Annotated in this window: 13 protein-coding genes; 4 read left to right on the top strand and 9 right to left on the bottom strand. The window is 67.9% G+C overall.

Annotated features, from left to right (window positions below; genetic code table 11):
- The first annotated feature begins 49 nt into the window (after positions 1-49).
- Together Q8R27_RS05835 and Q8R27_RS05830 are read left to right on the top strand one after the other, a co-directional pair.
- Positions 50-1,222 (top strand): VWA domain-containing protein, encoded by a 1,173-nt coding sequence (locus Q8R27_RS05835; protein ID WP_305698122.1) that lies wholly within the window; start codon positions 50-52, stop codon positions 1,220-1,222.
- Positions 1,223-1,259: 37 nt separating this feature from the next.
- Complete coding sequence (locus Q8R27_RS05830; protein ID WP_305698121.1) at positions 1,260-1,934, top strand: TetR/AcrR family transcriptional regulator; 675 nt, start codon at positions 1,260-1,262, stop codon at positions 1,932-1,934.
- Here Q8R27_RS05830 and Q8R27_RS05825 read toward each other — a convergent pair.
- Together Q8R27_RS05825 and Q8R27_RS05820 are read right to left on the bottom strand one after the other, a co-directional pair.
- Positions 1,931-3,367, bottom strand: a complete 1,437-nt coding sequence (locus tag Q8R27_RS05825; RefSeq protein ID WP_305698120.1) for a UdgX family uracil-DNA binding protein — start codon at positions 3,365-3,367, stop codon at positions 1,931-1,933. The genes Q8R27_RS05830 and Q8R27_RS05825 overlap by 4 nt on opposite strands.
- Complete coding sequence (locus tag Q8R27_RS05820) at positions 3,367-4,593, bottom strand: putative DNA modification/repair radical SAM protein (RefSeq protein ID WP_305698119.1); 1,227 nt, start codon at positions 4,591-4,593, stop codon at positions 3,367-3,369. Before Q8R27_RS05820 ends, Q8R27_RS05825 begins: the two co-directional genes overlap by 1 nt.
- A 92-nt stretch (positions 4,594-4,685) precedes the next feature.
- Here Q8R27_RS05820 and Q8R27_RS05815 point away from each other — a divergent pair, with 92 nt between their 5' ends.
- On the top strand, positions 4,686-5,564 hold the full coding sequence (locus Q8R27_RS05815; protein ID WP_305594011.1) for a transglutaminase family protein: 879 nt from the start codon (positions 4,686-4,688) through the stop codon (positions 5,562-5,564).
- 223 nt (positions 5,565-5,787) lie between these two features.
- Here Q8R27_RS05815 and Q8R27_RS05810 read toward each other — a convergent pair whose 3' ends face one another.
- From Q8R27_RS05810 to Q8R27_RS05780, 7 genes are all read right to left on the bottom strand, one after another.
- A complete protein-coding gene (locus Q8R27_RS05810) occupies positions 5,788-6,867 on the bottom strand; it encodes a Glu/Leu/Phe/Val dehydrogenase dimerization domain-containing protein (RefSeq protein WP_305698118.1) in 1,080 nt (359 codons plus the stop codon).
- A 63-nt stretch (positions 6,868-6,930) separates the two neighbouring features.
- Positions 6,931-7,944 (bottom strand): alpha/beta fold hydrolase, encoded by a 1,014-nt coding sequence (locus tag Q8R27_RS05805; RefSeq protein WP_305698117.1) that lies wholly within the window; start codon positions 7,942-7,944, stop codon positions 6,931-6,933.
- Positions 7,944-8,528 (bottom strand): uracil-DNA glycosylase family protein, encoded by a 585-nt coding sequence (locus Q8R27_RS05800; protein ID WP_305698116.1) that lies wholly within the window; start codon positions 8,526-8,528, stop codon positions 7,944-7,946. Before Q8R27_RS05800 ends, Q8R27_RS05805 begins: the two co-directional genes overlap by 1 nt.
- 40 nt (positions 8,529-8,568) lie before the next feature.
- Positions 8,569-9,207 (bottom strand): glutathione S-transferase family protein, encoded by a 639-nt coding sequence (locus Q8R27_RS05795; protein ID WP_305698115.1) that lies wholly within the window; start codon positions 9,205-9,207, stop codon positions 8,569-8,571.
- Positions 9,204-9,482 carry a DUF3253 domain-containing protein gene (locus tag Q8R27_RS05790; RefSeq protein WP_305698114.1) on the bottom strand — a complete coding sequence of 93 codons (279 nt, stop codon included), beginning with the start codon at positions 9,480-9,482 and terminating at the stop codon, positions 9,204-9,206. Before Q8R27_RS05790 ends, Q8R27_RS05795 begins: the two co-directional genes overlap by 4 nt.
- Complete coding sequence (locus Q8R27_RS05785) at positions 9,479-10,399, bottom strand: hypothetical protein (protein WP_305698113.1); 921 nt, start codon at positions 10,397-10,399, stop codon at positions 9,479-9,481. The genes Q8R27_RS05790 and Q8R27_RS05785 overlap by 4 nt, the downstream gene beginning before the upstream one ends.
- Positions 10,396-11,013, bottom strand: coding sequence for a glutathione S-transferase family protein (locus Q8R27_RS05780; protein WP_305698112.1), 618 nt, complete (start codon positions 11,011-11,013; stop codon positions 10,396-10,398). The genes Q8R27_RS05785 and Q8R27_RS05780 overlap by 4 nt, the downstream gene beginning before the upstream one ends.
- 161 nt (positions 11,014-11,174) lie before the next feature.
- Between Q8R27_RS05780 and Q8R27_RS05775 the strand changes: the two genes are divergently transcribed.
- Positions 11,175-12,080, top strand: coding sequence for an SDR family NAD(P)-dependent oxidoreductase (locus Q8R27_RS05775; protein WP_305698111.1), 906 nt, complete (start codon positions 11,175-11,177; stop codon positions 12,078-12,080).
- Positions 12,081-12,116: the final 36 nt, after the last annotated feature.

The following is a 12,116-nucleotide window of genomic DNA, read 5'->3' as shown; positions in this document are numbered from 1 at the left end:
CCCCATCCTTCGGGATCAAACAAACGTTCGTCTTCCCTAGGACGTGACCATGTTCATGCGGTTTTTCACCGAGTTGCGCCAAGCCAAGGTGCCGGTGACGCTTAAAGAATACCTGATGCTCGTCGAGGCGCTCGACAAGGCGGTGATCGACCGATCCGTCGAGGATTTCTATTTCCTGTCGCGCGCCGCCCTGGTGAAGGACGAGAAGAACCTCGATCGGTTCGACCAGGTGTTCGGCCGCGTGTTCCGCGGCATGGAAGAGATGGGCGACACCATCGCCGGCGACATTCCGGCCGAATGGCTGAAGCGAATGAGCGACAGCTTCCTCACCGATGAGGAGAAGGCCCAGATCGAGGCTATGGGCGGCTTCGAGAAGTTCATCGAGGCGCTGCAGCAGCGCATGCGCGAGGAAAGCCAAAAGGGCGAGGGCAACGGCGGCTCCAAACCTGACGGCAGTTCGCCGTTCGGGGCCAATGGCTACCACCCCGAAGGCCAGCGCATCGGCCAGGACAAGGGCCGCCACGGCCGCGCGGTGAAGGTCTGGGACAAACGCGAATACAAGAACCTCGACGACTCGGTCGAGCTCGGCACCCGCAACATCAAGGTCGCGCTGCGCCGCCTACGTAAATGGGTGCGCGACGGGTCCGAAGACGAGCTGGACATGGACGGCACGATCCGCGGCACCGCGGAGAAGGGCTACCTCGACATCCAGGTGCGCCCCGAGCGGCGCAACAAGATCAGCGTGCTGTTGTTCCTCGACATCGGCGGTTCGATGGATTCGCACATCAAGGTCTGCGAAGAGCTGTTCTCGGCCGCGCGGACCGAATTCAAGAACATGGAGTTCTACTACTTCCACAACTGTCTCTACGAGTCGGTTTGGAAGGACAACCGTCGCCGCCACGCCGAAAAGATCCCCACCTGGGACGTGCTCCACAGGTTCCCCAAGGACTACAAGGTGATCTTCGTCGGCGACGCGACCATGAGCCCCTACGAGATCACCTATCCGGGCGGCTCGGTGGAGCACTGGAACGAGGAGCCGGGCGCGGTGTGGCTGGACCGTCTGACCCAGACCTTCGAACACGTGATCTGGCTGAACCCCACGGCCCAGCGCCATTGGGAGCATACGCCGTCCGTCGAGGTGATGCGCCAGCTGGTCCGCGATCGGATGTATCCCCTGACGTTGGATGGCCTCGACAAGGCGATGCGCGAGCTTTCGCGCTGAACGCTTCGCCGGCCGCCGCCTCGCCGACACCAAGCGAATGACCTCCGACAACGACAACCCGATCGATCTGCGGCTGTTGGAACCCGGAGAAACGCAGGACGCCGCCACCAAGGCCGCGGTGTTCGCCGCCGCCGAGCGGCTGTTCGCCGAACAGGGCTTCCAGAACGTCTCGGTGCGCGACATCACCACGGAGGCGGGCGTCAACCTTGCTGCGGTCAACTACCACTTCGGCTCCAAGGACGCGCTGCTGTTCGAGATCTTTCGCCGGCGCACGGCGGAGCTGAACCGCCAACGCGCGCGCATGCTGCACGAAGCCCATGCCCGCCACGACGGGCGGCCGCCGGCGCGCGAGGTGCTGGAGGCGCTGTTCGCCCCGCCGTTGCACTGGTCCGCTCTCGACCATCCCCGTCGCCTGTCGCTGCAGTTCATCATCCGCGCCCGCGGCGAGGGCACGGAGGCGATGCGCGAGGCGTTGCGCAACGACGTGTCCTATCTGGCCCGCTTCGCCGACGCCCTCGCGCAGGCGAGGCCGGATCTGGCGCGCGAAGAGGTCTACTGGCGTCTGCATTTCTGCCTTGGCCTGATCCACAACAGCCAGCCTGCCGAGTTCGACCGGCTGAACGTGCTGTCCGGCGGCCTGACCCAGGAAAGCGACGTCGAGGCGCTGCTCGCCCGCATGCTGGACTTCGCCGTGGCAGGGTTCCTGGCCTAGGCCGCAAGCCGCTGCGCGAACCGCAGATCCTCGACGAATTCCGCGTAGGCCTTGGCCTTGGCGTCCTCGTCCGGCAGCCTCAACAGGTACGAGGGATGGTAGGTCACCACCGCCTGTCCCTGATCGGACAATTGCAAGGCCTGGCCACGGTTCTTGCCGATCGGCGTGGGGCGGCCCAGCACCGCAAGCGCGGCCGTGGCGCCCAGAGCCACGATCACCCGCGGGCGCACCATCCGTCGTTCGTTGTCCAGCCACCATCGACAGGCCTGAACCTCACCGGCGTCGGGCGTCTTGTGCAGCCGGCGCTTGCCCCGCAGCTCGTGCTTGAAGTGCCGCACAGCGTTGGTGACGAAGGTCTCGGCGCGCTCCACCCTTGCCTCTGCCAGCGCCCTGTCGAACACCTGGCCCGCCGGTCCCACGAACGGTCGTCCCGCCAGGTCCTCCTGGTCGCCCGGCTGTTCGCCGACGAACATCAGCCGCGCGCTCCGGGGCCCTTCGCCCGACACCCCTTGCGTCGCGTCGCGCCACAGCGAGCAACGCCGGCAGGCCTGAACCTGGGCGTTCAATTCGACCAGGTCCGTCGGTGCGGCGCCGTCATAGGGCGCGTCACGGCTGGCGCGCAGAGCGGCCCGCACGATGCGTCGATTGGGTTCTGAGGGGCCCGCGCTGACCATGGCCTGGCTGCGGCTCTCGGCGGCTTCGATCAGCTGCGGAATGAGCGAGGCCTCCGGCAGGTTGCGCCAGTAGCGCTTGGGCATCTCCTTGGTCATCGCTCCAACCTTCAGCCGCGCTGGGTTGAAGATCGAGGCGTAGTAGGTGCGCCAGAACTCCTCCAGCGCGTCGTCGGCAGGCGCGTCGGCGGGGTCTGCGCCCGGCGTGAAGCTGAGCGCATCACCGTCCCAGTGCGCGCAGGCGTCGGGGGTCAGGATGGAAAAGCGCATGTTGGCGTAGCGCCTGGCGAAGAACGGCGCGGTGCGTTCGGTCACCCGGTGGGCGGGTTCGAACCAGGCGGCGAAGGTCTCCATCTCGCCTGGAGCCTCGTCGACTTTCCGAAAGCGCACGAAGGCTTTCATCTTGTGGGCGGCGCGCTCCACCGCCTTGGCGAAATCGCGAGCGCGGGCGACGTCCGGGTCGGTGGTCAACTGCAACAGGTGCGGCGTCTGCGCCAATCGCCACAGCAGGCGGTAGAGCAGCGCGAACCGGTCGTCCGAACGATGCAGGACCACGGCCTGGGCCAGCGCCAGGAATTCGCGCGGCGCGGTGAAGGCCGGGCCAGTAGCAGCCGCGGCCTCCAGCGGTGGAGCGAACAGGTCGCCTTCTCCATCCACTGTCCATAGCGTGTCGTCCGGCGTAACGCCCTGCGCTCGCAGCGACCGCGCGGCTGTGCGCCAACCGGCGAAGTCCACCTCGGAGTCCAGCCTGACCACCGGCATCAAAACAACTCGAGCTGCTGCGGCGCCGGCGTCAGACTGCGCGCCAGGCCGGCGCTGTCGGTGAGCCCGCCCGGGCTCCAGTCGCTGGCGACGATGAACGGTCGCACGGACTCGATGCGGCGGCAGAGCTTGCCGACGTCGTGCAACGCCAGCCGCTTCAGACGGCGCAGCGCGATCATCTTGTCGACGCTCTTCACCCCCAGCCCCGGCGTCCTCAGCAGGGTCTCGCGTTCGGCGACATTGACGTCGACCGGAAAATCGCCGCGATGCTTCAGCGCCCAGGCGAGCTTGGGGTCCATGCCCAGTTCGAGGTTCTCCGCCGGACCGACGATCTCTTCGCGCGCGAAGCCGTAGAAGCGCATCAACCAGTCAGCCTGGTACAGCCGGTGCTCGCGCATCAGCGGCGGGCGCATGGGCGGCAGGCGGCCGGGCGCGTCGGGGATCGGGCTGAACGCCGAATAGTAGACGCGGCGCAGCCGGTAGGCGCCGTACAGGCTCTCGCTGCGCGCCAGGATCTCGCCGTCGCTGGCGGCGTCGGCGCCGACGATCATCTGGGTCGACTGTCCGGCGGGCGCGAAGGCGGTTGGTTTGGCGCGACGCCCCTTCTCTCCGGCCGCGTCGATGCCCAGGCGAACCCCGCCCATCGCCCGCTTGATGACGCCGGCGTCCTTCTCCGGCGCCAGGGCCTTGAGGCTTTCGTCGCGCGGAAGTTCGACATTGATCGACAGCCGGTCGGCCCAACGTCCAGCCTCGTCGGCAAGGTCCTGCGACGCCTCGGGGATCAGCTTCAGGTGGATGTAACCGCGGAAGTCGTGGACCTGGCGCAGGTCGCGCGCCACCCGGACCATCGCCTCCATGGTGTAGTCGGCGTCGCGGATGATCCCGGACGACAGGAATAGCCCCTCAATGTAGTTACGCTTGTAGAAGTCGAGGGTGAGGTTGACCACCTCATCCACCGAGAACCGCGCCCGTTTGACGTTCGACGACACCCGGTTCACGCAGTAGGCGCAGTCGTAGATGCAGTAGTTGGTCAGCAGGATCTTGAGCAGGGAGATGCACCGCCCATCCGGCGCATAGGCGTGGCATATGCCCATGCCTTCGGTCGACCCCACCCCCTTCCCGCCGCGGGAGTCGCGCTTAGAGGTTCCGGAAGAAGCGCAGGAAGCGTCGTACTTGGCCGCATCCGCGAGAATGGAAAGCTTACGCTTAAGGTCGAGAACTGGCATGTTTCGACCGTATAGTTCTTATTTTGTTCCGTCCATCGACTTAACTGCCCCGCTTTGCGGAACCTCCATAACGTCCAGGGGTTCGCAAGCGCATGACGCGTCTGACCCTCCGACACGAGACCCTCTACACCTATGAAAAGCCGGTGCGGTTCGCTCCGCATCGCCTGCTGATCCGGCCGCGCGACAGCCATGCCATGCGCATCGTCGCGTCCGCCCTGTCGTTCTCGCCCGCCGGCAGCACGCGCTGGACCTATGATGCCTTGGGCAACAGCGTCTGCTGGCTGACGCCACAGGGCGAAGCCGATCAACTGTCGATCGTCAGCGAATTGGTCATTGAGCGCTTCCCGGCCCCGCTCTCGCCGCTGCGCATCGACAATCCACGCACGGTGACGCCCATCGTCTACGACAACGTCGATCGCACGATCCTCAACCCGTTCATCGAACCAGAGACGCTCGATTCCGACGATCTGCTGCTGAAGTGGTTGCGGGCCCAGGTCGGACCGGCGGAGGAGCCGGCGCTCGACTACCTGCTGCGGCTGAACCAGACCATCCATGCCGAGTTCGCCTATTCGGCGCGCGTCGAGGAAGGCACCCAGGATCCTGCCCACACCGTGGCGACGCGCTCGGGCACCTGCCGCGACTTCGCCTGGCTGATGGTGGAGGCGCTTCGGCGGCTGGGCTTCGCCGCGCGCTTCGTCACCGGCTACCTCTATTCACCGGCGACAAGCGTGGTGCGCGGCGCGGGCGCGACCCACGCCTGGTGCGAGGTGTTCCTGCCGGACCTCGGCTGGGTCGAGTTCGACCCCACCAACGGCCTCGCCGAATCCGCCGACCTGATCCCCGTGGCGGTCAGCCGCTCGCCCGCTCAGGCCGCGCCGGTCACCGGCGCCATCTATGGCGACGGCGGTTATTCGCAGCTTACGGTTCACGTAGATGTGCGGCTGGGAGAAACACTTTCAGTCGCCGCTTAGGCGATTATGACAACCACAAAGGGAGGAACTGCGATGCTCAAGGGCCTCGAACAGCAACCTCGGCCGGCCGACTCTGTGTTCATGAAGACGGCCGCCAGTCCCAAGCATGGCCGCAAGCCCGATCCGCTGCCCGCGAATTTCGGCGCCGCCCCTGGCGTCGAGCGACGGTCGTTCTCTCCAAGACCCGGCCACTGACGCCGCGACAAGCAGCGCCTCGCGACGCCTAGGCAGCCGCCTTGCGCGCCGCGTTGGCCGCCGCCAGGCGCGCGCGGGCGATCTGGTCGGCGACCTCGTTGGTGGGACGGCCTTCAGCGGCCGATCGGTCGAGCACCTCGGCCAGGGTCGCAGTCATCTGGGTGATCTTGGCCTCGACCCATGAGGGGTCGAACAGGCCGCCGGCCTCCAACGCACGGATCTCGCCCGCCACATTGATGATGCCGCCGCCATTCAGCACGTAGTCGGGTGCGTAGATCATGCCGCGGGCGAACACGGCGCGCCCCACGTCCGCGTCGGCGAGCTGGTTGTTTGCGCCGCCGGCGATTACCTTGGCGCTCAGCCTGGGAAGGGTTTCGGCGGTGATCGCGCCGCCCAGCGCGCAGGGAGCGAACACCTCGGCCTCGGCGTCAAAGATCGCGCCAGGCGCCACGGCCTTAGCCCCGGTTCGCGCGACGACGTCGGCGACCGCGGCTTCGTTGACGTCGGTGACCACCAGCTTCGCGCCGGCGGCATGCAGCCGGTCGGCCAGGTGGCGGCCGACGTTGCCGACCCCCTGGATCGCCACCGTGATCCCGTCGAGGTCGCGGCCCAGCGCGCGTTGCACGCACAGGCGGAGCCCGCGGAACACGCCGTCCGCGGTCACCGGACTGGGATCGCCGGAAGCCGCCGGGTGACCGTCGAGGCCGACGATATAGCGGCTCTGGGTGCGTGCATGCGCCAGGTCCTGAGGCGACACGCCGACGTCCTCCGCACCCCAGTAACGCCCGCCAAGCGCCTCGACGCAGCGGCCGAAAGCCTCGAACAGCGCCGGCGTCTTCTGGGTGCGTGAATCGCCGATGATCACCGACTTGCCGCCGCCCAGGTCAATGTCGGCCATGGCGTTCTTGTAGGACATCGCCCGCGACAGCCGCAGAGCGTCAGTCAGCGCCGCCTCCGCGCTCGGATAGGGCCACATGCGACAGCCGCCGCCGGCCGGCCCGCGCGCCGTCGAATGCACAGCGATGATGCACTTCAGCCCCGTGGGCTCGTCGTAGAAGCTGTGGACGCCTTCGTGGCCTTCGAAGGCGGGATTGTCGAACAGGGTCATGGGGAAGGGCTGCGCGCTGCTGCGAGGTTGGAAGCGTTGGCCTGTACGCCGCGCGGATAGGCTTCACAACCCCGCGTTCAACGCGCGCGCCGGCCTCGCCTCCGGAGCCCCCGGAATAGGCCCAAGGCCTGATGGCGAGGCCGCCTTGGGATCTCGGATGAAGGCCATGATGTCCGCCCACACCACCGGTCCCTGCCTGTCGCGCATCAACAGGTGCCAGCCCTTCGGATAGTAGATGGTGCGGTCGTCGGGGCGCAGGTGGCTGACCGCCCGCGTCGTCGCCCGTTTGGGGATGATCTCGTCGTGCGCACCGTAGAGGTACAGAGTCGGTGTGCGATCCTGGCCCGCCAGGTCGGAGGCTCGTTGCATCATGCTGACAAGTCCATAAAGCGTGTCCGAGCGCGCGCCCCACAGCATCAATGGGTCGCGGCCCATGGCGATCAGTTCCTCGCGGTTGTCGGTGGGATGCACCCGCTCGGCCAGCCAGTCAGGCGGACTGTAGACCTTCGATCCGGTGAACCGCGCGGCGAACCACAGCATGGTCTTGTTCGGTAGCGGCTGGCTGGACCAGCCCCACACCGCCGGCGCCAAAAGGATCAGCCGATCGGCGGCAGGCGGCCTTTCGGAGGCGAAGGTCTCGATAGCCACCCCGCCCCCCATGCTCTCGCCGACCACCGCCAACACCGCATGGGGATGGCGCGCGCGGGCCAGCGCGACGATCGTGCGCAAGTCCTCCTCCATCAGATCGCCCGCCCAGACGCCCCGCTGCGGCGAGCGGCCGAAACCCCGTTGGTCATAGGCGTAGGTGGTCACCCCCTGGGCCGCCCACCACGGCGCGGCCATGTGGAAGGCGTTGGCGTAGTCGTTCATGCCGTGCAGGCCGATGACCACCGCCCACGGCTCTTCCGCCGCCGCCCAGGTGGTCAGGCCAAGCCGCGCGCCGTCGAAACTGACGAAGTCGTCCTCCCCCATCCTCGGCCCGTTGAAGCCGGCGACGGCGCTGAACGGCTGCTGCACCATCATCGGCGCGCAGGCCGCCAGGCTGAGCGATGCCAGCAGGATCGCGGCGAATCTCATCATCGCTCCAGGATCTCCCGGACCCTGCGGCGAAGGTAGGGCGTGACCTCGCCCTCGAACCACGGATTTCGCTTCAACCAGCCGGTGTTTCGCCACGACGGATGCGGGGTGGGCAGCACCGCTGGCCCGAACGCGCGCCAATCGGCCACGGTCGCAGTCATCCCGCCGGCGCCGGGCGCGCCGAGCGCCCACGCCTGGGCGTAGCCGCCGACCAGCAGGGTCAGCTCGACGTTCGGAAGCTGCGCCAGCAGACGCGGACGCCAAGTCGTCGCGCACCGCTCGGGCGGCGGATGGTCGCCGCCGCGCGCCGCGGTGCCGGGATAGCAGAACGCCATCGCCGCGACCCCGATCGCTGGATGCCCGTAGAACGTCTCGCGGTCGATCCCCATCCAGCCGCGCAGGCGGTCGCCCGACGGATCGTCGAACGGCAGGCCGCTTTCGTGCACCCTTCGCCCAGGAGCCTGGCCGCAGATCAGCAGGCGGGTCTGCGGTGACACGCGGACCACAGGCCTCGGCTCATGCGCAAATTCGCGCGCGCAGGCGCGGCAGGCGCGGATCTCGGACAGGACGGCGTCGAGGCTCATCGCCTGCAGATAGGCGCGCGCGCGCCGACTGCGAGTCGTCTCAAGCGGCGAGGAACTTGGTCTCGGCGTCGACCCAGCGGGCGAACGACGGCCGGGCCAGGATCGCCTGGGTATAGGCGACGATCTTCGGCCAGCGCTGCGGATCCGGGGTCCACCCGATGTGGGCCAGGTTGACGAACGGGCTCGCCACCGAGATGTCGGCCAGGGTCAGGCGGTCTTCCACCAGAAAGCCCGACGCCGGCAGGGCGCGTTCCAGATAGTCGAGGATCGGCGGCAGCTCGTCCGTCTCGGCCGCCAGGGCGGCGGCCTCGTCGCCCGGCCGGCCCATGAAGCGCGGCGCGACCAGGCGGTTGAAGAACATCTTGGCGCCCGCCGCAATCAGGATGGTGTCGGCGAACTCCTCGTACCAGACCGTGCGGGCCCGGGCGCGCGCTTCCAGCGGCAGCAGGTTCGGCTCCGGCTGGATCGCATCCAGGTAGGTGATGATGGCGGTCGAGTCTGAGATCATGAAGTCGCCGTCCCGGAACCCCGGCATCTTCCCGAACGGGCTGGCCTCCATGAATTCCGCGGGTCCGCGGCCCATGCCGGCCGGCTGCAGGTCCAGCGCGATCCCCTTCTCGGCGGCGAACGCAAGAGTCTTGCGGACATAGGGCGATATGGATGAGCCGTAGAGGATCATGAGCCGTCTCCTTGCGCCTGCGCGGCGTCTACCGGCTGCGGCGCGCGCAGACGGTAAACGCCCTTGAACTGCTCCGGATCGGCGGTCTTGCCGTGCCGGGTGATCTCGATGCGACCTTGGCGGGCGAGGCCCCGGGCGACGGCCCGCACATGGCCCAGCCGGCGACGCCAGTTCTCAGGATCAGCGGCGCGCGCCACCTCCTCCGGCGACACCGACTTGCCGGGGGCGAGTTTGCCGATGAGTTCCAGCATCGCGGTCTCGATCGCTTCGCTCACCGCCCCGCCCCTTCGCAGACCACGAGATTGTCCTTTTTGGATTTCAATTCGCTCAGCGTCACCGCGGCGAGTCCCGCCGGTCCGCTGTCGTAGCTCGCCAGCAACGGCAGCACCGTGCAGGCCTTGATCGACGTCTGGCCGCCGGTGGTGGCGACGCGATAGTCGAAGGCGTGCGACAGGCCACTGTCGAGTTTCAAGATGGAGGCCTTGGCGTCGCCGCCGAGGATCGCCGTCACCGTCCCGGCGACGGGGTCCGCCGCGGACGCGCCGCCCGGCTTCGGCGGCAGGGCGTCGGCCTCGCTCGCCGGCTGCGTCGAGACCAGCTCCAGCCGCCCGCCCTCGAGCAACCTGAACACCACCTTCTCGCCACGTGAGACCATCAGCGACCGGCTGTCCTCGCCGAGCCTTGAGTTCAACATGGCGCGCGGCGAGATCGCGCGGGCTGGAGCGGCGGCGTGAAGTTCGATGCGCTGGGCCGCGTAGACGCTGCGCCAACCCTTGCGATCGCCGGACGAGACCAGCCGCCAAGGACCGCGCTTCTCATCCAGCTTCGTTCCGTCCAGACGGTCGGCCAGGATGACAGTGTCGTCCTGGAAGTCCTTGTCGAACTCGGCCAGCGCATAGACCGCTGCAAAGCCGTCACGGCCGGTGACCACCGCATAGGCCTTCAGCGGGTCGCCGTGCAGGCGAGGGCCGAGCGGCACGCCGGCGGCGCGTAGCACCGGGCCGATCAGCGTGCCCTCATAGGCCTTGGACTTGTCGTTCTCCCTGATCGTCACCTGACCGCGGGGCATGGCGGCGATCTGGCCTGCGTCGAGGATGGTCTCGCGCCCGTCGAGGCCGACGACGGTCAGGGTCTGGGCCAGCGCCGGCGCGCCGGCCAGCAGAGCGGCGAGCAGGACGACCGCACCCCTCACTGGGATGCCTTGGCCGCCGGCCGATCGCGCATGGCCTGGGCCCAGCGGTTCAGCTCGACCAGCTCCGCCGGCGGCCGCAGCTTGATCAGGCGGGCGAAGTCCAGGCCGACAAAGGCGACGATGTCGGCGATGGTCAGCCGGTCGGCGGCCAGCCATTCGCGGCCGCTCAACTGCGCGTCGAACACCTTCAACGCGTCCAGCCCGTACTGGGTGTTGTATTCGGCGACCGCGGGATTTGGCTTTTCAAGCACCGCCAGCGCCGGATGGGTGTGGCGTACCCCCAGCATCAACGGCACCGCGACCAGATGCTCGGCGCGCCGAGTCCACATCTCGATCACCGCCGTCTCCTTCGGCGTGCGTCCGAACATGTTGGGTTCTGGGTAGATCGACTCGAGATAGCGGCAGATCGCTACGGATTCGGTGATCGTCACCTCGTCGTCGATCTCCAGCGCCGGGGCGTGGGCGAAGCCGGCCTTGGCGACGTAGCCAGGCTGTTTGTGCTCGCCGATCATGATGTTCACCGGCGCGATCGCCAGGTCGCTGACGCCCTTCTCGGCCAGGAACCAGCGGACGCGGCGTGGATTTGGCGCACCGGATGCGTCGTAGAGTTTCATGCGGACGGCTCCTTACTACCCCTGCGTCAGGGTTGCGCGGACGCGCCGCGCGGGACTGTTTGACCACCAAGCCGGCTTGCGGCGCAAGGCCGCGGCGCGCTTGACGCGTGCGTCAACGAGCGCCACAAGCCGCCCACAAACAGCCGATCAGGGAGGCTCGCATGGCGGAGGTCCGCTTCGACGACAAGGTGGCGATCGTCACGGGTGCAGGCGGCGGCCTTGGTCGCTCCCACGCCCTGGAGCTGGCCCGGCGCGGGGCCAAGGTGGTGGTCAATGACCTGGGGGCGTCGATCGACGGCTCTGGCGGCTCGTCCGACGCCGCTCGTCAGGTGGTCGAAGAGATCATCGCGGCCGGCGGCCAGGCGATCGCCAACGGCGCCTCGGTCACCGACGACGCGGGCGTCGCCGGCCTGGTGCGCCAGACGATGGACCAGTGGGGCCGGATCGACATCCTGATCGCCAACGCCGGCATCCTGCGCGACCGCAGCTTCGCCAAGATGGAGGTGTCCGACTTCGAGCTGGTGGTCGACGTCCACCTGATGGGCACGGTGAAGTGCGCCCACGCCGTGTGGGAGATCATGCGCGCCCAGAACTACGGCCGCATCGTCGTCACCACCTCGTCGACGGGGCTCTACGGCAACTTCGGCCAGTCGAACTACGGCGCGGCCAAGTTGGGCCTGATCGGTCTGATGGGCACGCTGAAGCTCGAAGGCGGGAAGAACAACATCCACGTCAACGCCATCTCCCCGGTCGCCGCCACGCGGATGACCGAGAATCTGCTGCCGCCCGAGATGCAGGACAAGTTGAAGCCCGAGTACGTCACCGCCGGCGTGATTTACCTGGCGTCCGACGAGGCCCCGACCGGCGCTATTCTCGCCGCCGGCGCCGGCGTCTTTGCGCTCGCCCGGATGTACGAAACCGAGGGCGTCTATCTGGGTGAAAACGGCCTGTCGGCCGAGGAAGTCCGCGACAACTGGGAACGCATCTCCGATCCGACCGGCCACCAGGCCTATACGGCCGGCGGCGAGCAGACCATGAAGTTCCTGCGCAAGGTCCAGGCGGGCTGAGGTCGTCGCGTCCTTCTCCCTTGCGGGAGACGGACT

Source organism: Phenylobacterium sp. (assembly GCF_030697305.1).
GTDB lineage: Bacteria > Pseudomonadota > Alphaproteobacteria > Caulobacterales > Caulobacteraceae > Phenylobacterium.
This window is presented reverse-complemented; position numbering and strand designations above follow the sequence as displayed.